The sequence below is a fragment of the Leuconostoc gasicomitatum LMG 18811 genome (genome assembly GCF_000196855.1).
GTDB classification, from domain to species: Bacteria; Bacillota; Bacilli; order Lactobacillales; family Lactobacillaceae; genus Leuconostoc; species Leuconostoc gasicomitatum.
In genome coordinates this window covers 657,522-678,049 of record NC_014319.1, presented here as the reverse complement: position 1 = coordinate 678,049, position 20,528 = coordinate 657,522, and the positions used below count along the sequence as shown (strand labels likewise).

Annotated in this window: 21 protein-coding genes; all 21 read right to left on the bottom strand. The window is 36.9% G+C overall.

Annotation, left to right across the window (positions count from 1 at the left end; translation table 11 throughout):
- Positions 1 to 30: 30 nt before the first annotated feature.
- Positions 31 to 903 (bottom strand): UTP--glucose-1-phosphate uridylyltransferase GalU, encoded by an 873-nt coding sequence (galU, locus tag LEGAS_RS03325; protein WP_010385955.1) that lies wholly within the window; start codon positions 901 to 903, stop codon positions 31 to 33.
- Between the two features lie 42 nt (positions 904 to 945).
- On the bottom strand, positions 946 to 1,956 hold the full coding sequence (locus LEGAS_RS03320) for an NAD(P)H-dependent glycerol-3-phosphate dehydrogenase (RefSeq protein ID WP_010385953.1): 1,011 nt from the start codon (positions 1,954 to 1,956) through the stop codon (positions 946 to 948).
- A complete protein-coding gene (gene hprK, locus LEGAS_RS03315; RefSeq protein ID WP_010385951.1) occupies positions 1,949 to 2,911 on the bottom strand; it encodes an HPr(Ser) kinase/phosphatase in 963 nt (320 codons plus the stop codon). The genes LEGAS_RS03320 and hprK overlap by 8 nt, the downstream gene beginning before the upstream one ends.
- Before the next feature lies 1 nt (position 2,912).
- A complete protein-coding gene (locus LEGAS_RS03310) occupies positions 2,913 to 3,269 on the bottom strand; it encodes a phage holin family protein (RefSeq protein ID WP_013231406.1) in 357 nt (118 codons plus the stop codon).
- Positions 3,270 to 3,443: 174 nt separating this feature from the next.
- Entirely contained in the window at positions 3,444 to 4,118 is a 675-nt protein-coding gene (gene phoU / locus LEGAS_RS03305; protein ID WP_010385948.1) for a phosphate signaling complex protein PhoU, read from the bottom strand.
- 63 nt (positions 4,119 to 4,181) lie between these two features.
- Complete coding sequence (gene pstB / locus LEGAS_RS03300; RefSeq protein WP_010385946.1) at positions 4,182 to 4,952, bottom strand: phosphate ABC transporter ATP-binding protein PstB; 771 nt, start codon at positions 4,950 to 4,952, stop codon at positions 4,182 to 4,184.
- Positions 4,949 to 5,788 (bottom strand): phosphate ABC transporter ATP-binding protein PstB, encoded by an 840-nt coding sequence (gene pstB / locus LEGAS_RS03295; protein ID WP_010385943.1) that lies wholly within the window; start codon positions 5,786 to 5,788, stop codon positions 4,949 to 4,951. The genes pstB (LEGAS_RS03300) and pstB (LEGAS_RS03295) overlap by 4 nt, the downstream gene beginning before the upstream one ends.
- Before the next feature lie 72 nt (positions 5,789 to 5,860).
- A complete protein-coding gene (gene pstA / locus LEGAS_RS03290) occupies positions 5,861 to 6,745 on the bottom strand; it encodes a phosphate ABC transporter permease PstA (protein WP_013231405.1) in 885 nt (294 codons plus the stop codon).
- Entirely contained in the window at positions 6,745 to 7,668 is a 924-nt protein-coding gene (gene pstC / locus LEGAS_RS03285) for a phosphate ABC transporter permease subunit PstC (RefSeq protein WP_010385941.1), read from the bottom strand. Before pstC ends, pstA begins: the two co-directional genes overlap by 1 nt.
- Before the next feature lie 128 nt (positions 7,669 to 7,796).
- The gene (locus LEGAS_RS03280) at positions 7,797 to 8,678 is read right to left on the bottom strand and encodes a phosphate ABC transporter substrate-binding protein PstS family protein (protein ID WP_010385939.1); all 882 of its coding nucleotides are present in this window, start codon (positions 8,676 to 8,678) and stop codon (positions 7,797 to 7,799) included.
- A 97-nt stretch (positions 8,679 to 8,775) separates the two neighbouring features.
- Positions 8,776 to 10,131: a sensor histidine kinase gene (locus LEGAS_RS03275; RefSeq protein WP_013231404.1), complete on the bottom strand. Its 1,356-nt coding sequence runs from the start codon at positions 10,129 to 10,131 to the stop codon at positions 8,776 to 8,778.
- Positions 10,132 to 10,201: 70 nt separating this feature from the next.
- Positions 10,202 to 11,107 (bottom strand): phosphate ABC transporter substrate-binding protein, encoded by a 906-nt coding sequence (locus LEGAS_RS03270; protein ID WP_013231403.1) that lies wholly within the window; start codon positions 11,105 to 11,107, stop codon positions 10,202 to 10,204.
- A gap of 181 nt (positions 11,108 to 11,288) precedes the next feature.
- A complete protein-coding gene (locus LEGAS_RS03265) occupies positions 11,289 to 11,978 on the bottom strand; it encodes a response regulator transcription factor (protein ID WP_013231402.1) in 690 nt (229 codons plus the stop codon).
- 114 nt (positions 11,979 to 12,092) lie between these two features.
- Positions 12,093 to 13,238, bottom strand: a complete 1,146-nt coding sequence (gene recA / locus LEGAS_RS03260) for a recombinase RecA (protein WP_013231401.1) — start codon at positions 13,236 to 13,238, stop codon at positions 12,093 to 12,095.
- Positions 13,239 to 13,372: 134 nt separating this feature from the next.
- Positions 13,373 to 13,954 (bottom strand): CDP-diacylglycerol--glycerol-3-phosphate 3-phosphatidyltransferase, encoded by a 582-nt coding sequence (gene pgsA, locus LEGAS_RS03255; protein WP_013231400.1) that lies wholly within the window; start codon positions 13,952 to 13,954, stop codon positions 13,373 to 13,375.
- A gap of 9 nt (positions 13,955 to 13,963) precedes the next feature.
- Positions 13,964 to 14,842 (bottom strand): helix-turn-helix domain-containing protein, encoded by an 879-nt coding sequence (locus LEGAS_RS03250; RefSeq protein WP_013231399.1) that lies wholly within the window; start codon positions 14,840 to 14,842, stop codon positions 13,964 to 13,966.
- A gap of 13 nt (positions 14,843 to 14,855) precedes the next feature.
- Complete coding sequence (gene yfmH / locus LEGAS_RS03245) at positions 14,856 to 16,127, bottom strand: EF-P 5-aminopentanol modification-associated protein YfmH (protein WP_013231398.1); 1,272 nt, start codon at positions 16,125 to 16,127, stop codon at positions 14,856 to 14,858.
- A complete protein-coding gene (gene yfmF / locus LEGAS_RS03240; RefSeq protein ID WP_010389455.1) occupies positions 16,124 to 17,395 on the bottom strand; it encodes an EF-P 5-aminopentanol modification-associated protein YfmF in 1,272 nt (423 codons plus the stop codon). The genes yfmH and yfmF overlap by 4 nt, the downstream gene beginning before the upstream one ends.
- A 5-nt stretch (positions 17,396 to 17,400) precedes the next feature.
- A complete protein-coding gene (gene cls / locus LEGAS_RS03235) occupies positions 17,401 to 18,855 on the bottom strand; it encodes a cardiolipin synthase (RefSeq protein WP_013231397.1) in 1,455 nt (484 codons plus the stop codon).
- A 178-nt stretch (positions 18,856 to 19,033) separates the two neighbouring features.
- Positions 19,034 to 19,888, bottom strand: coding sequence for an amino acid ABC transporter substrate-binding protein (locus LEGAS_RS03230; protein WP_013231396.1), 855 nt, complete (start codon positions 19,886 to 19,888; stop codon positions 19,034 to 19,036).
- On the bottom strand, positions 19,888 to 20,526 hold the full coding sequence (locus LEGAS_RS03225) for an amino acid ABC transporter ATP-binding protein (RefSeq protein WP_010389459.1): 639 nt from the start codon (positions 20,524 to 20,526) through the stop codon (positions 19,888 to 19,890). Before LEGAS_RS03225 ends, LEGAS_RS03230 begins: the two co-directional genes overlap by 1 nt.
- Positions 20,527 to 20,528 lie beyond the last annotated feature (2 nt).

Below are 20,528 nucleotides of genomic sequence, written 5' to 3'. Positions count from 1 at the left end.
CAAGTTTTTAAACGACATGTCCGACAAATTTCACAGCTTGGCTGCTAGTTCTTTAATATATGCACGTAACTGATCTTTTGTTTGTGGGTGTTTCAGACCAAATTCAATGTTTGTTTCCAAAAAACCAATTTTTGATCCAATATCATAACGACTACCCTTAAATTCATGCGCATAGACATGTTGACGATTATTTAATGAATCGATAGCATCCGTTAATTGAATTTCGTTTCCCTTACCCGGTTGTGTGTTTTCTAATTCTTCAAAAATTTCTGGTGTCAATAGATATCGACCAATAATAGCCAAGTCTGATGGTGCATCTTCTGGCTTTGGTTTTTCAACAAAGGATTTAACACGATATAGGCCATCAGAGGCTTCTGCTGCAGGATCGATCACGCCATACTCAGAGACTTGATCATGCGGTACTTTCATCACCGCTAAAGTTGATTCTCCCGTCTCTTCATAACGTTGGATTAACTGTTTCGTTAATGGTACATCATCTTCCATTAAATCATCACCAAGTAGGACAACAAAGGGTTCATCCCCAATAAAAGCTTTTGCTGTCAACACAGCATCTCCGAGTCCCTTAGGATGAGACTGACGAATAAAGTACATATTAATGTCAGTTGTTTCTTGTACAATTTTTAGTAGTTCATCTTTCCCTTTGTCACGTAAATTATTTTCTAGTTCGGGATTTGAATCAAAATGATCTTCAATTGAACGTTTTGATTTACCGTCAACAATCACAATGTCTTCAATTCCTGAAGCAATTGCCTCGCGCACAATATATTCTATTGTTGGTGTATCAACAATTGGTAACATTTCTTTAGCTAATGCTTTTGTAGCCGGCAAAAACCGTGTTCCTAATCCTGCTGCTGGTATAATTGCTTTACGTACTGGTTTCATTTTAATTACTCTCTTTCTTATTCATTAGTTCATGCATACAAATTAATCTTCAGATTTCAACGGCCTTGCCATCAAATCTGCGACCGCAGTACGCAGAGGTTTGTTTTCATATAAGACTTGATAAACTGCAGACGTAATTGGCATGTCAACATGATACATTTTTGAAAAGTCATACACAGCTTTTGTTGTATTTACACCTTCAATTACCATGCCCATTTCTTCTGTCACTTGTTGCACATTTTTCCCTTTACCTAAGCCTAGACCCGCACGATAATTACGTGAATTTGGTGACATACCTGTTACAATTAAATCACCAATACCTGCAAGTTCATACAGAGTTTCTGGTTTAGCGCCCATAGCTGCTCCCAAGTCACGCATTTCCACTAAGCTTCTTGTTAATAAGGCTGCTTGTGCATTGACACCATATCCTAAACCAATTAAAGCGCCAGAAGCAATTGCCACAATATTTTTTAGAGCCGCAAACAACTCTGAACCAAGTAAATCATGATTCGTATAAGCACGGAAAGTCTCGTTTGACAAAGCTTTTTGCAATAATTTAGCTGCTGATTCGTCTGAACTGCCAATTGAAACAGCTGTTAAATCATGTTTGATCACATCTTCTGCGTGCGACGGCCCGGAGATAACAACCAGCGCTGAACGATAGGCTTCTGGTACTTCTTCTGCAATCATTTCAGATATGCGCTTATATGATCCTTGTTCTAGACCCTTGGTAGCATGTGCTAAAATCACCGTATGTGCCTGTTCTTCTAGGGCAGTTGCTAATTTTTTAGCTACCTCGCGCACAGCCTTTGTAGGCACCACGCTCAATACAATTTCAACATTTTCAATTGCCAAAAACATATCATTTGTTGCTACTAGCGCGTCAACTAAAGTTGCATGAGGTAGATACTTACTATTCGTATGTTGCTGGTTTATTTCTTCAACTTGATTAAGATTATGTGTCCACAGGCGCACATCATGCCCATTTTCAGCGGCTGTATTTGCTAATGCTGTTCCCCAGGACCCGGCACCAAGTACTGCTATCTTAGTCATGTTTATTCTCCAGATCTATTTTTTCGTTTTTCACCATTTCAACTGACATACGTTCTTCAAGTGTTTTCAATGCATCAATTCCCATGTTAGCAGTACGGAACTTTACCGCTGCTGCATCGATAACACTTGCTGTGTTACGCCCTGGCGTCACAGGAACTACCATACGCTTAATCTTTACACCTAAAATTTCAAGTGTATCATTATCATTGCCTAAACGATCAAAATTAGCTTCGCCAATTTTGCCATTTGATAAATGAATATTAAGCGCAATTGTTGCATGCGATCGCACAGAAACAGCGCCATACACTTGCTGCACATCAATAATACCGACACCTCTAATTTCCATCATATTACGCAAAACTTCATTTGGTTCGCCGATTAAACGTTCTTCGTCCTCTTGATAAATATCGACGCGATCATCAGCGACTAACCTTGCTTTGTCCTGTTGAATCAATTCCAATGCAGCTTCTGTTTTGCCAATGCCTGCATCCCCAGTAATTAAAACACCCAAACCATGAACATCAATTAGCACACCATGAACATTCTCACGTGGTGCTAATTGACCACCCAGATAATAGGTCATATTTGACAAAATACGTGATGATGTTAAAGTTGATGTTAAAATTGGAATTTTGGCCTCATCTGCTGCCTGTTTGAGCTCATCACTGATTGGCAATCCGGTTGACACAACAAATGCTGGTGTTACTGGATCAGCCATTCGACGAAAAACCATCAGTAGCTCTTCATGGCCCATTCGCTCCGAAAAAGAGGTTTCCGTAATGCCTAGCAGCTGTACACGTTCTGGTGCATAATAATTAAAATAACCAGTCATTTCTAATCCTGGTCGTGAAATATCTGCAGTTGTAATCACGCGTTCTAAATATTGTTTCCCCGCTACAATTTCTAAACGGGTGTTATCTACTAATTGTTTTACTGTAACTGAATTTTGTGCCATTTTATTTTCTTTCTACGTGTACATGCAAATCAGATGTCAACAATGTATTGACAATTGACAAAATGATTGCTGTAAACATTGCCCAACCAAAACTCGAAAAATCAAAACCGCCAACAAGATCCGCAGTTATTTCCAACATGATACCATTAATAACAATTGTAAATAAACCAAATGTTATAAACGTTAATGGTAACGTCAGAATCGTTAGTATTGGTTTAATAATCGTGTTTAATACTGCTAACACCAAAGCTGCCCCTAGAGCTGTCATCCAATTATCAACACGAAATGCTTCTGAAAAAAGTGACGAGATAACTAAGAAAACCAGCATTGTTGTTGCTAATCGTGCAAAAAAACGCATATACCCTCCTACTGTAGTTCCCTGTAAGCGCTTAACTTATTGACAGAACGCACTTATTAAGTAATGTACAACATCCTTATTATACCAAAACTTTCCATCAGTAGACATAAAAACGACTAAACTTTCGTTTAGTCGCGCATTTAAAGTTACAATTCGTCACAAAATGAGACATGATTAAATAAAATAGTTGTAGCCTGGATTCAGCTCAATGATCTTACCTGTTCGCTTATATACAATCCATTCTGCAATATCTGTCGTATAGTCTCCAATGCGCTTCAAATAGCCAGCAATCACTAAATAATCTGCTGCTGAATCAACTAAATCAGCATCTTCTTTCATGCCTTCAACTGAATCAAAACGCACTTGGGCTGCACGTTTAGATAACGTTTGATTTTCTTCAGCAATAGATTCAGCTCCTAAAGCGTCATTTTTAATATAATAATCCATCACAGTTGAAACCATTGTTGCTACTTGTTCGCCAATTTCACCAAGTGCCTGCTCAACACTAGAAATATGTTTTGTTCCCTTAACACGAATAGTTGAATTAGCAATATTACGTGCTTGATCTCCCATTCGTTCCAATACAGAGACTGCTTTCAAAATTGTAACAATTTCGCGTAAATCAGTTGTAACTGGTTGGTACAAAGCAATCATCTCAAAGGTTTTCTTTTCAATAGCTGCTTCTCGTTCATTAATTTGATGATCATTATCTAAAATGGCTTTTGCGCCTTCACGATCATGATCTACAAATGACTGGACAGATTTTTGAATAGTTTGGGCAACAAGCATACCCATCTCTGTAAATGAATTATCTAAATCTGCAAGTTCTTCATCAAATAATCGTCGCATAATATTTCTCCTTTTCATTACTCTGTCTATGTAATTATGAATTAACTTTATTTTTTTCTAATATCATCCAAATCGGCCACTGACGTAATCTTGTGTTTCTTGACTTTGTGGGTTCAAGAAAATGTGTTTTGTGGCATCTACCTCAACCAGATTACCATTTAAAAAGAAAGCTGTACGATCTGATATACGTGATGCCTGTGACATTGAATGTGTAACAATAATCATCGCATAGTCATCGCGTAAATTCAATAGCGTTTCTTCAATGTTATGACTCGATACTGGATCTAAAGCTGAGGTCGGTTCATCTAACAATAACAGTTCTGGTGAAGTTGCCAAAACACGCGCAAGTGATACACGTTGTTGTTGACCACCTGACAAGCCAAGAGCTGACTTATGCAAATCATCCTTAACTTCTTCCCATATTGACGCTTGTTTAAGAGATTTTTCCACAGCTTCATCAAGTACAGCTTTATCTTTGATACCAGCTAATTTAAGACCAAAAATAACATTTTCATAAATAGAGAAAGGGAACGGATTAGGCTGTTGAAACACCATGCCAATTCGCTTACGTAAATCAACAGTATCTGTTGTTGGTGCATAGATGTCTGTTCCCTTAAAATCAAACGAACCTGTTACTGTCACATTATCTTCCAAATCATGCATACGATTTATTGCTCGAATATAAGTTGATTTTCCCGATCCAGATGGACCAATAAGCGCTGTAATACCTTTTTCTGGAAAATTTAAGTTAATCCCATGTAATGCCTCTTTTTGACCATACCATAACTTAACATCACGTGTTTCAAGTATATTTTTTTGTTTAATATCTGTCATCCGAAGTTCCCCGAAATATAATCATTTGTCAGCTCAACTTTTGGTCTTGTAAATATTTTACGTGTTAAATCATACTCAATCACTTTCCCCATATGAAAAAAAGCTGTATAATCACTAATTCTAGCCGCTTGTTGCATATTGTGTGTCACAATGATAATTGTGTACTGATTTTTTAACTTAAGTAATGTATCTTCAACCTGCGCAGATGAAATTGGATCAAGTGCACTGGATGGCTCATCTAAAAGTAATATGTCTGGTTTCAAAGCCAATGCTCGTGCAATAACCAAACGCTGTGCTTGTCCACCTGATAAAGCTAAGGCTGATTTGTCTAACTCATCTTTAACTTGATCCCATAACGCCGCCTGTTTCAAGCTGGTTTCAACAATTTCATCAAGTTCTTGTTTTGTATATTGTCCACGTTGTGTCAGTGCGAAAGTAATATTATTATAAATAGATTTAGCAAATGGATTAGGACGTTGGAAAACCATGCCAATATGACGGCGCATTTCATAGACATCAATCGCTTTTGTATTAATATCAACACCACGATACATGATATTGCCCTTAACTGTCGCAACACTATCATTCATACGATTTAACGACCGCAAGAATGTTGATTTACCAGAACCTGACGCACCAACTAAACTGGTAATTTTATAACGTTCAAACGATAAATCACCTTCACTCAAAGCCAAATTTTGACCATAACTCACTTGCAAATCTTTTGTTGATATTGCAATTTCATGATCGCCTGCACCAACATCATAGATATAACGTTCTGGTTTATTTTCAGTAATAAATTCACTTGCTGGTTTTAAATCGATATTATTTACCATTTTTTCTCCATAACTCGGTTACTAAACAATTCCCTAATGACATCATACTGAGTAGCTATCACTTTATTTTTGTTATGCACTGGTCAACTTTTTGTATAATTGCGCACCGATTTTACGTGCACTCAGATTGAACAATAACACAACAATTATCAAAACTGCTGATGCACCGGCAGACACAGCATTCGCATCTGGCATGATGCCTTCAGAATTAATCTTCCAGATATGTACTGCTAAGGTTTCGGCAGGACGCATAGGATTTAAAGGGCTTGAAATGTTAAATGGATTCCAGTTTGTAAAATTTAATGCAGGGGCTGATTGTCCAGCAGTGTAAATCAATGCAGCAGCCTCACCAAAAACACGACCTGCAGATAAGACAACACCTGTCACAATTGAGGGAACTGCAGCCGGTAAAATGATATGAATCACTGTTTCCCAGCGTGACAAACCCAACGCAGAGCCAGCTTCACGTTGTAAATTCGGAATTTGGGCTAAGCTTGTTTCAATAGAACGTGTCAGCAATGGTAAATTAAAGAAAGTGAGTGCAATTGCACCTGATAGTATTGAAAATCCAAAATGAAATTGAACAACAAATATCAAAAATCCAAACAAGCCAACAACCACAGAAGGCAAAGAACTTAAAATTTCAATTGCTGTACGCACGACCGTTGTAAATCTACCTTTTTTTGAATATTCGTTCAAATAAATAGCAGCACCTAACGCAATTGGAAAACTAATAAGCATAGCTAATATTAGCAAGTAAAAAGAATTAAATAATTGAATTCCGATACCACCACCTGCTTCAAATGCTCTAGCGGGCGATGTTAAAAAATGCCAAGACAAATTTGGCACACCACGAATCAAAATAAAAGCAAGCATGGCAATCAAAATTAACGCAACAATGCCAGCAATCATATAAATTACAGCTGTCGCTATTTTATCAGCACTTTTTGCATTCATTATTTCATCTCTCCTTTGCGCCCAATAGCACGTACAACTAAGTTAAATACCAATGACATTACTAGCAAAATCATTGCTAGTGTCCATAACACATCGTTTTGTAATGACCCCATCACAGTGTTACCAATCCCCATAGTCAATATTGACGTTAATGTTGAGGCGGGTGATGTCAAGTTATGTGGCATCAGCGCTGCGTTTCCAATAACCATTTGTACTGCCAGCGCCTCACCAAAGGCACGTGCCATGCCAAAGACAATAGCGGTTAAAATACCTGGGGTTGCTGCTCGCAACACAACTTTGTAAATCATTTGCCAACGTGTAGCGCCGATAGCCAAAGCTGATTCACGGTAGTGTCTAGGCACTGACTTTAATGTATCTACAGTCATCGAGGTGATTGTTGGTAAGACCATTACGAACAAAACAATTGTACCTGATAGAATACCGAACCCTGAACCACCAAAAACACTCCGGATAAAGGGCACAACAACTGTCAACCCAATAAATCCATAAACAACGGATGGAATACCGACCAACAATTCAATAACTGGTTGCATAATTTTTGCACCACGCTTTTGGGCAATTTCAGTCATAAATAGCGATGTTCCAATAGCAAATGGTGTCGCTACAATTGCCGCTAAAAATGTTACCAGAAACGATCCAAGAATCATAGGCAATGCGCCTATATAAGGTTGTTTCGTTTGTGGATTAACTACTGATGGATTCCATGTTGAACCAAATAGAAAGTCTTTGACATGGACGCCATCATGAAAAAATGTTGATAAGCCACGACTCATAACGAAAGCAAAAATCGATACGACAACAATGACAATTAACGATAAGGCTGCCAAACTAACAGCTCGTCCCAGTGAATCTTTTTTTGTTGACTCAGATTTTTGCATCAACTTCTGTGTAATGTTATCCATTTTATCTCCATAGCACCAAATATTGTCATATCAGATGAATACGTACAATTTGCAGGTATCCATTAAACAACATTAAATGCACTAATTTTCTTGTATTTCAATTTTGTTACATAATTCGTATCAATTAATTACTTCTTTATAATGTTTCCATTCAACTGACGCGTGACACGCATATCGTGAATAGAAATATAACCCAATTTTGGCACTAAAGTACTCTGAATTTCTTTTGACGTTAAGTAATTCAAAAATTTAGCAACTTCTGGTGTTGGTTTACCGTTAGTATAGACGTGTTCATAAGACCAAATAGGATACATACCTGATGCAACATTTTTATTTAAGGGTGACACATGGTTAACTGAAGCAGCTACGATTGTATCATCAATATAACCAAAAGCTGCATATGAAATTGCTCCTGGTGTGGTTGCTACAATAGAACGTACCATTCCTGAAGAATCTTGTTCCTGTGCTTCAATACTTTGTTTACCAAGTAGACCCCACTTTTCAAATGTCGCACGTGTTCCAGAACCCGCTGCGCGGTTGATAATGACAATCTTTTGGTTTTTACCACCAACTTGTTGCCAATTTGTTACTTTCCCGGTAAATATTGCTTGCAACTGTTCTGTTGATAAATCCTTTAGACCAATATCTTTATTTAATAGTGGTGCAATACCGACAACTGCTACCTGATGGTCCACCAGTCGATTAGCATTAATGCCTTCCTTTTCTTCCGCAAAAACGTCAGAATTTCCTAAGTCTACAGCGCCTTGCGCCACTTGACTCAATCCTGTTCCTGTACCACCACCCTGCACGTTAACAAATGTACCTAAATTAATTTTTGCATATTCTTCACCTGCTGCTTCAACAAACGGTTGTAAGGCTGTCGAACCGACAGCCGTAATCGATGTTTCTGAAGCACTTTTATCTCGTGTTGCATAAGCAGTTCCAAGTGCTGCTGCAATACTAACGGCCACAATTGTTGCCACAATCGTTCCGTGATGCGATTTCGACATGATAATGCCTCCCAAGATTAAACTACTACTACTTTATTATCTTAAAACCATGTAAATGTATTAACAGTGCTATGTAAAGATTAAGTAAAGAAAATATTTACAGAGGCAAAGTGACACTAATAGTGGTTCCCACACCAACCTGTGAGTTGACCTTTACTTCACCATTATGTTTACTAACAATTTCATTAACAATAGCCAATCCTAGACCCGTACCATTAGCAATTGTTCTCTGTCGCGACTCATCACCTCGATAAAAACGCTCAAAAATTCGTGATTGTTGATTTTTAGGAATCCCAATGCCGGAATCTTTAATATTAATTTGCCAATGCTGATGATCTTTATACACTGACACAGTCACATCGCCACCCTGCTTATTATACTTCACAGCATTCACAATCAAATTTTGTAGAATTGTCTCCAAATCCGTTTTTAATCCATGGACAACAAAATTTTGCGACACATTATTCTTAAAGGTAATATGTTTCGTCGCTGCCATTGTTTTAATATGTTGCCATTGTTCATCAACTACATTTTTTATAATCAGTTTTGTATCGACTGCATCATTTTTTTGTTTCACACGTGATAATGACAAAATATCAATGACAAGGGATGATAGACGTTCTGATTCGTCAGCAACAATTTTTAGAAATTGCTTTCGGGTATTTGGATCTTCACCTGCTGGTCCTTGTAGCGTTTCTACAAAACCAGTGATCGCAGTTAATGGTGTTTTAAGTTCATGTGAGGCATTGGCCAAAAAATCAGATTGCATGCGTTCAATCTGTAAAACAGAAGTCAAATCATATATAATAATCATAACTTCAGCATGCTTCAGATCACCTTGGTGATAAAGTGTGCTAACTTCATATTGCTTCACCTCGCCATTTATCTGTAAATTTAAAATAGATTGTTGGTTATGTTGTGTATTAAAAGTTTGCGTCATTAATTCGGACAGTGTGAATTGTTTAATCACTAAACTTTCTGCAATTGGTATTTTAGGTTGTTGTACACCTAATAAATCTGCAGCAGTTGTGTTAAAAACATCAATTATATGTCGTCGATTCACATTAATGACACCCACTGGTAAACTTGCAAGTAGTGATTGATAGTTCGTCACATCACGTTGTGCAGTTCGCTGCGTCTGTTTAATATAGTTTTGTAAAGTATTAAATTGATGAATTAAATCATAATGCGGAGAGTTTGGTTCTGTCAATACACCCCTAGGCTCTTGTCCTTGAATTGTAGCCAACATGCGGTTTTGCATGACTTGCAATTCTGTCTGCTGAACTTTTTCCCAAAACTGCGCTACCAATATGCCGCTTGCTGTAGCAATCAACAGAAAAACAACCATAATCACCCACTGTTGACGGTCAAAAGACATCGTCTTTCCCAATATTGCACTCATTATCAAGTTAGGAACTAAAAAGGACAAGTATTTAAATATTTTTTTTGTCATCTGTCTCTCCACTATAACTATCATAACAAAAAAAAACCGCTTTCGCGGAATTAAAACGACACTAATTATTTTACTTGTTTTCAACTTTACCAGTTGCATCGCGTGTTACTTTCATATCAGTCAAACCAATATAACCCAGTTTTGGTACAATAGTTTTTTGCACTTCTTTTGTGGCAAAATACTTCAAAAATGCTTTTGTTGCTTCTGTTTCTGTGCCTTTGGTATACATATGTTCATATGCCCAGATTGGCCATGAATTATCTTCAACATTTTTCTTGTTCGGTGTTACTTTGTCAACATCTAACGCCTTGATTCCCGATGCATCTAAGTAAGCAAAAGCTAAATAAGAAATGGCACCAGGTGTTGTAGATACAATCTTTTGAACAGTTCCATTCGAATCTTGTTCGGTTGATTGTACGGCATTTTGACCATCTAACACGTTCTTCTCAAATACTGAACGTGTGCCAGATCCGGTTGCACGGTTAATGATAACAATTTTTTCATCCTTACCACCAACTTCTTTCCAATTAGTAATTTTTCCAGTAAAAATATCACGTAGTTGTGTCTTAGAAATGTTCGATACTTGTACATCAGAATTGACCACAGGCGCAATACCAACAACAGCTACTTGATGATCCTTTAACTTTGAAGCATCAACACCATCTTTTTCTTCCGCAAATACATCAGAGTTACCAATTTGAACAGAACCATTAGATACTTGACTCAAGCCCGCACCAGATCCACCGCCTTGAACAGTGATTGTCACACCAGGATTTTTTTCTTGAAAAGATGTACCAACCTGTTCGGCCAATGGCTGTAATGCCGTTGATCCAAGCGATAACACTTTACCACTTAACTTTTTTGTCGTTGAAACCGTAGTTTTTTTATCTGTATGTGAATTAGAGTTGGCATAAATAGCTAGGCCCGCTGCAATAACAACCACACCACCGACAACGCCAATAACCGTTTTGTTCATGAATACTTCTCCCTTTGTTTAGGCTTCGCATGGAAGCATATGTAATGTAAACTCGGTTTGTAGTAGAGGCTCTTGGTAGCCTTTCCTTGTTTACAAATCATATATTACGCACCTTGTGTCAAAGAAAGTAACCTAAAATCGTCATCGTTGTGTAAAGCAATGTAAATAGATCTTTACATTGTTAATTAACCATTGTGTAGCCAAAGCCTCGCACAGTTTTTAATATTTGTGGTGATTTTGGATTGTTTTCAACTTTTTCTCGTAAGTTACTAATATGCATATCTACCATTCGACTTTCACCCACAAACTCATAACCCCATACTGCTGTTAAAATTGTTTCACGATCAATCACACGACCAACTCTTTGCGAAAAATACAATAAGAGTTCGTACTCCCGTGGCGTTAATGTTAAATTCTTACCAGATTTAGTCACAACTTTTTTGTTATCATCAATCACAATATCTTGTATTTCAATAACATCTGGTTTATCCGAAGTTGAGCGTTCAGTCTGTGATCGTCGCAGAACAGCTTTTAATCGCGCCAGTACTTCTCGTAGGCTAAATGGTTTGGTGATATAATCATCTGCACCCAGTTCTAGTCCAAACACACGATCAAATTCATCACCTTTAGCTGTAACTAATAATACAGGGGTGGCTATTTTATCTTGACGTAAATTTTTCAACACTGTCATGCCGTCCATAACTGGTAACATTAAATCAAGTAAAATGGCATCAAAAGTTTGTTCTCCAATCAGTTCATATGCCGATTGACCATCCGTTGCTATTGTCACCTGATACCCATTTTGTTCTAGATTATATTTCAACAGTGTTGAAATTGCTGGTTCGTCATCTACTACTAAAATTTTTGTCATGATATTAATACACTTAACTTTCGCCCAGTGCATTCCTCTCCAAATGTTTATTTACTTGCATTGTAACAAAATAAATAGAAACGCCCTAGCGTTTCTATTTATTCTTTACATTATTTATACAATTGGTTCGTCTGTTAAATCATCATCTGTTGCCAAATTCAATGTTTCAGGTTCACTATCCGAAATGTCATCATTAGTAGACTCATCAGCACTTGTCTCGCCATCTCCTATACCAAATGCATTACGTACTTTGACATAAATTTCTTGACGCATCTCCGCATTTTCCGGCGCATCTAAAAATTCTTTCGCTTTTTCACGACCTTGACCAATTTTAATGTCATTATAATAGTAAAAAGCACCTGCTTTTCGAATAATTTCCTGCTCAGCACCAAGATCGAGAATTTCCCCTGTTTGAGAAATACCTTTACCATACATAATATCTACTTCAGCAACCTTAAATGGTGGGGCTACTTTATTCTTAACCACCTTCACTTTGGTTAAGTTTCCAGTGACATCAGTGCCATCTTTAATTTGAGTTGAACGGCGTACTTCTAAACGAATTGTCGAATAAAATTTTAATGCACGGCCTCCTGGAGTTGTTTCAGGATTACCAAACATCACACCAATTTTCTCTCGAATCTGATTAATGAAAATAGCAATGGTTCCAGTCCGATTTAAAGTGCCTGCTAATTTACGTAATGCTTGACTCATTAAACGTGCTTGTAGCCCCACGTGTGAATCACCCATCTCGCCTTCAATTTCTGCACGTGGTACTAATGCTGCAACTGAATCAATAACGATAATATCAACAGCGCCTGACTGTACTAATGCATCAGCAATCTCTAAGCCTTGTTCCCCTGTATCGGGTTGCGACAATAACAGCTCATCTTTTTGGACACCTAATGCTTCAGCATATTTAACATCTAATGCATTTTCTGCATCAATATATGCTGCCGTTCCACCTGCTTTTTGTACTTCAGCAACCGCATGCAATGCAATGGTTGTTTTACCAGATGATTCAGGGCCATACACTTCAATAATTCGGCCCTTTGGATAACCGCCAACACCAAGTGCAACATCTAACTTTACCGATCCTGATGGATAAGTTTCAATCTGCGTCAGCGTATTTTCACCCAAAAACATAACTGAACCTTTACCGAAGTTTTTTTCAATTTTCTTCAGCGCCTCATCTAGTGCTGTTTTGCGACCCTTTGCTTGATTTTCTTTATCATCTTTTTTAGTCGTTTTTTTTGTGACCATATCTGTGGCTAACTCCTTTTATCTTTCCTCATTAGTTTACCTGCTTTTGTCGGCAAAAGCAAGCATTAAACGAACAATTGTTCGATTATGTTCGCTTCTGTATTTATGATACGAAAAAAGCGCTTATTGCGCTTTTACATACCATCTGAAAATACATAACGATTTTGCCAAAAATAATCAATGCCTGAATATATTGTAAATATAACTGCTATCCATAATAATATGTCTCCTACTGGAAAACCAAAATAAATGAAAGGTATATTTTTAATATACAAGAAAAAAATGGCAAACATTTGTGAAAATGTCTTTATTTTCCCCGGCATCTGAGCAGCCAAAACTTGACCATTATTCTCAACTATTAATGTCCTTAATCCTGTGATAGCCAATTCTCGAATAACTATAACTGCAGTCATCCAGGCAGGCACAACATGAAAGCTTGTTAAAAATATCAATGCTGTTATCACCAATAATTTATCAGCTAATGGATCAGCAAATTTACCAAAATTAGTGACTAAATGCTGACTTCTTGCAATTTTACCATCCAAAAAATCAGTTGCAGAGGCTACTGCAAAAACAATTGCAGCCATTAGCCAATTAACTGGTAAAACGACAGTCATTGTTGTTATAGTTGCCCAATCATAAGGAATCGTCAATATTAAAATAAAAATAGGAATTAAAATAATACGGAAGACTGTTAATTTATTCGGTAGATTCATAATTTCCTCTTAATTATTTAAGTTCATCAGCACATTCCAGAAAGGTGTTGATGTGCTAATGACGTTAATTCTTTGGCTATCAAATGTCATTACTGCGTTTGCTACATTAGTAAATTGTACGTTCACAACACCTGTTCCTTTGGGAACAGTAATGGTTTTATCGGCTGTTATCACTTCATTTAATAATACATCGCCATCAGCTGTAACTTGAACATTCGTCCCTGTATTTTGCGCAGTAATTTTGATTGTATGCTGCCTTGTATTTTGTTTTGATAAGTTATAAATTGTCGTCTGTTGCGCAGTATTTTGTTCCGGTGTCCCAAGCTTCATTTTAGGCGCAACAGCTTTTTTTGTTGCCTTTTTTCTTGGTGATGATGCACTTGATTGAGATGAGCTAGTGCTGTCAGGTACAGTAGAACTTGAAATCGATACATCCCCACCACCATTTGATTGTTGGCTACCAGTATTTAAATGTGTTAGGACAAACCAAATACCAACTAACACTAAGAAAACTATGATGCCTATCCAAATCGTTGGCAGCATACTTGAGATTTGGGACTTAGCTGAGCGCGTTGTATCAATTCCGGCACGAACAACCCCATCATTATCGCGGTGCGCACGATTTAAGTCTTTACTTCGTGAGATTGAAGCCGGACCTGCTTCGCCTAATAAATCTTCAGGATTTAAATCCACAGCAAGTGCATATTGACGGATAAACGCGCGAACATAAAAATCACCTGGTAAAATACCGAGATTATTGTTTTCAATGGCTTCAAGGTATTTCTCTTGAATTTTAGTTGAGGCTTGTACATCATCCAATGATAAGTTTTTTTTGAGACGAGCAGCTTTTAACTGCTCACCTATTTGATTTGTTAAAATTTCGCTCATAGTTTTTCCAATGTCATTTCTGCAGAACAAACCGTTGTAGTTTCGCGTTTTTATATAGCTCTTCAGCGGTGTCTAATATATCATTATATGTCAAATCTTGTAGTAACATAATTTTATCAAATAAATTTGTACCAAAAAGTACATCATCACCGCGCAAAGCAATACTTTCTAATGAATTTAAACGTTGTATGCCTTCTCCTAATGTTGCGCGACGTAAAGATTCAAAAACTAATTCTTTACCATCAAGATTTTTTTTATATTCAGTCAATTGATTGTTAATCGCAACTGTTAATGCTTCGTATTCAGTTGTTTCTGCGAAAAACGTCATGAATTGATAGTTTCGTAGCAAATCAAATGATGTTTCAAATTCGGTATCAATGATACCTTTATTATACAGGTTTTGATACCAATCTGTCTGTTCTCCAAACAAAATATCAGATAAGATATCAGCAGCTAACACAAATTTAGTCGCTTCTTTTCCTGTCCTAGCATTTGTTGGTAATCGCATGCCAAAGCCAATTTTAGGACGTGACACATCAAATTTTTTAGTTTCTTGTATTATTTTAGGCTGATTAATTGGTGCTTGAAAAGTTTTCACGTTAATTTTTTCAAGCGTTTTTGTTGTTTGATTATCCCTAACAACGCGTAGCATTTCGTCAGGATCAAAATTGCCAACAATTTGTAATGTTAATTGGTCTGATTGATAAAAAGCCCGATGAATATTATATAATAGTGCCGGTGTGATTTTCAGAATTGATTCTTTTGTTCCTGCAATATCTTCTGATAACGGCGCACTAGGATACATGAGTCCCATAAGTCCCATGTAGACACTCCAATTTGGATCATCATCATACATTTGAATTTCTTGCCCGATAATGCCTTGCTCTTTAGCAATCGTTTTTTCACTAAAATATGGTGTTTGCACAAAATCTAATAAATGTATGAGTGCCAAATTTAAATTTTGAGTTGTTGAAAACAGATAGCTTGTTTGATAAGCATTTGTAAAGGCATTAGCATCAGCTCCAAGTTCACCAAAACGTGTAAACGCATCACTTTTTTCTTTTTCAAATAATTTATGTTCCAAAAAATGAGCTGTCCCAGCTGGAATATCCACTGGTTTATCATTGTTAATTTGAAAGCGTTGGTCTAAAGCCCCAAATGGTGTCGTAATTACAGCAAATGTTTTATGATATGATTTTTTTGGAATCATCACAACTTTTAAACCATTAGATAATGTTTCCGTTATAACTTTTTCTTTCAGTCGTTTGTATTTTTTTTCAATCATGATAATACCTCAGGCATCAAAGTAAACCGACTTTGTAAGACTACTTCACGTGCCATTTTCGAAACATCAGCTGATGTTACAGCATTAACCGCAGCAATCCAAGCAGCAACTGTTGTTTCTCGATTTGTTAACAATCTTGAAAATACAAGTCCTATTTCACTAGCGGGAGAATCTTGTTGACTTAAATAATCATTTATCAAGCTAGCTTTAATAGCTGACAACGTTTCCTCAGAGAAATCACCGACTTGAATGGCTGTTATTTGTGCTTGAATCATGGTGTCCGTTTGTGCAACTTTATCAGCGTCCAGACCGGCCGCAACAGTAATAAATCCGGTATCATGCTGCCACCGCGAATAAATACTATACGCTAATGACTCCTTTTCGCGAATGATTGTAAATAATTTAGACAATGGTGAACCGCCAAAAAGTGCGTTCATGACCAAGGCGACAAATCGTCTTGGGTCTGAGGGTGCAATTGCTAATCGATAGCTCATTGTCATAATTGCTTGGTTAATATCTGCCTGTAAATCCGTTAGTTCGTTTGTTTCTGAGAGCAATTCTTGCCGATAAAATGGTTTCAACGACTGTTCTTGCCGCGCTAAAAGAGGCCATGTCGTTAATTCCGACACAACACGCGCTTCATCAATATCCCCATAAACAACGATATTGATTGTATCATTGTTTATCATATCCTGATAAACCTGGTAAACACCCTTTGAAGTAAGTGACTCAACATCACTGGTACGTCCTGATGATGATATTGTCATTGCAGGCAAATCATAAGTTAATTCACGTAATTTAGACATTGCGTAACGTTGTTTATCATCTGTTAAACTATCTAATTCATTCATTAAACTTTGCTTTTCTTTTGTAAAAATTGGCAAATCAAAATAATCGTCCATGATTAACGGATTAAAAATCATGTCGCGCAAAAAATCAAATGCATCATGTAATAAATTATTTTCTGCATCAATATAGGTTGGTGCCGGAATTTGAAGTGTGTACCGCACATGATGTGTCTGTCCAAAACGCATGACATCCGTTTGATACTGTGCGCCGTATAAGTCAATCGTTTTTTGGGCAACCATTTGTTGACTGGGATACTTATTTGAACTTACGGCCGTTAAATAAGTCAGCAGCGAGCGTGCTGAAACCTTATCAACATCTAATAAGGGCGCAGCAAAATCGACAGCAATATGCATTGTTTTAAATTGTGTTGTGGGCAGAACAACAAGGTTCACACCACTTTTAATTTGAATTTTTTTCATAGTTTTTATAGTATTGGCGAAAATAGTCGGCTAAACTTCTGAAGGAAAGTTAACCAAAACGACTGTTGCTCAAAATCCTCAATTGTTAATTTTGTTGCATCTTTAATGTCTTGTTCAAACATATCCTCTAATCGTGCTGCGAAATCTGGATCATAGACAAAAGCATTTGTTTCAAAATTTAAGACAAACGACCTAATATCCATATTGGCTGAACCAACTGTCCCAATCTCGTGGTCAATACTAACGACCTTACTGTGCAAAAAGCCACCATCATAGCGATAAACTTCTGCACCCAATTCAATTAGCTCTTTAGCATAATATTGCGTTGCGCGATACACGATTGGATGATCAGGACGGTCTGGAATCATCAAACGCACACGAACACCCGACATAACAGCTATTTCAAGCGTTTCTAAAATGGCAGCATCTGGAATAAAATATGGTGTTTGAATCGTTATTTCTGTTCGTGCTGAAGCAAACATTCGCATAAATCCTTGCTTGATTTGTTTCATGTCATTATCTGGTCCACTTGATACTATTTGAACCATAGCTAGACCTGGTAATTGAACGATCTCTGGAAAATATTCAATTGTTTCGGAAAGTACTTCTTCAGCTTCGGCCGTGGCATTCCAATCCATCAAGAAGCGACTTTGCATAGATAATACCGCATCACCATGAATACGAATATGCGTATCTCGCCAATGCCCAAACTTCTTAAAATAACCAAGATATTGATCTCCAACATTGAAACCACCTATATAACCTATAGTGCCATCAATAATGGCTATTTTACGGTGATTTCTAAAATTGAAACGCAACGTCAAAAGTTGAAAACGTCGCATCAAAAACGGCACCACTATTCCCCCAGCATCACGTAAGCGCTTGTACATGTCTCGGTGTTGTCCATGCGAACCAAATTGATCAAAAACAATTCTGACTTCAATGCCCTCTTGCGCTTTTTTGGTTAATAAATCAATTAATTGGTTGCCAATTTTATCGTCATAAATTGTAAAATATTCCAAATGAATATGATGTGTCGCATGCTCAATATCTTCAAACAATGCGTTAAATTTATCAAAACCATTCGTAAAAATTTGAATTTCATTGCCACGTGTTAACACAGCATCATCAGATGTTAAAAATAAACGCACTAGTTCGGAAGCGGAGTCAGGAATTGGCAACAGTTCTTCAATTTTTTCAAGTTGTTGCCGTTGATTATATGCTATCTGCTCTAACCCACGCATATCCTGTGTTCTTAAACGGAAAATCTTTTTATTTGAAATACGACTACCTATCAAGAAAAAAATAAAAAAGCCAACAACAGGTAATGTTAGTAAGACAAGTAACCACGCCCAAATAGTGGCAATATCCCTTTTTTGACTAAAAACAGTAATAATCGCACCAAAAGTGTTAATAATTAGGAGCGTTACGATAATTATCCACAATGAATCTCTTAGCATGCCGTTCCTCTTTCAGTTTCTAATACTACTAGTTTACCATTTTTTACAATTGTATGACAATTAGCATCGATAAATAACTTAAATAAAAAGCACAAAACAGACTAGTGATTATCAATCTGCTTGTGCTCTTTATCATTCATGATGTACTCATTATTTTTTTACTAACAAATCAATCATTTTAATTTGAAAACCATTTATTTTCAATGTGTTTCATTCGACCATCTTTTTTAAACTGAGATAGTGTTTGATTAACAGCTTGTCGTAATTGATTATCCGATTTACGGAAACCAACAGCTGTTTCATCAACTGAGAAACCACCAACTGTAACCGTATAGTTTCTAGGGTTTGCTTGATGGGCAACATAATATCGTGCATAATCTTCATCAATTAGCAATCCATCAATTCGACCAGCATTCAAATCATTAAATGCTTTATCAAAAGTATCATAACCAACAACTTTTTGATCTTTAACATACTGCTTGAGTACCTTTGGATGTTGGTTAAAGCTTTCATCACCACTAGAGGCAGTTTGATCGCCAAGCACCTTGCCTTTCATATCAGAAAAAGAATTAATATTATTTTTCTTTAGCGTGACCAAAACTTGTGTCGCATTATGATACGTATTTGAAAAAGCAACCTGCTTCTCACGAGCAGCCGTTTTAGTATAACCATTCCAAATTGCATCAATATTGCCAGTGTTGAGTTCAGTTTCTTTCATTGACCAATCAATTGGCTGCCACTTAACGGTAATTCCCATCGTTTTAAAAACAGCATTGGCCAAATCAACGTCAAAACCAATAATTTTACCGTCTTTGTCTCTAAATCCCATTGGCACAAAAGTGTCATCCAAACCAATTGTAATTTGTTTATCTTGTTTAATACGTTGCCATTCATCAGTTTTTGACGTTTCTTGGTTAGCTTGCGAATTATGCTTGGCACCTGCACTTAATCCAACTGCAAGCCACACAACTATACCGAAAAACAGCAAACCAATAATTGCATTCACAACTATTTTTTTCTTCATGCTCACCATTAACGTGCTACCTCCTTTGAAAAATCAAAGACACGATCTGATACTATTTCCGCAAAAAATTGATCATGTGTAATAATAAGTTGTGTCACACCACGGTGTTTCAATGTTTTAACAATTTCAGCAACTTGCTTAGTTGATGCTTCATCTAGTCCACTCGTTGGTTCATCATACGCTAAAATTTGTGGATCCATCGCTAACGCTCGCGCAATTGCTGCACGCTGCTTTTGTCCTCCGGATAATTGAAAAGGATACAATTCCGCTTTGTTTAACATGCCCAATGTGTCAAGAATACTGCGTGCTTGATCTTTGGCCGTTGCTTTATCAATTTTATTAACATTAATGGGCGCCAGAATAATATTGTCTAACACCGTATAATTTGGAAAAAGATTAAAATCTTGAAAAATCAAACCAACTTTAGCGTCTGTACGTGTCCCATCAACTGGTAAGCGTTCACTATTTAGGGTCACTTCACCGGCATCTGCAGTCTCTAAACCAGCTAATATTTTAATCAAAGTTGTCTTTCCGATACCAGAAGGACCAACAATACTAAGTACCTCACCATCGGAGACAGTTAAATCCAAATCCCTAAAAATAGTATTATTATTATATGTTTTAGTTAATTTTTTAATTTCTAACATTG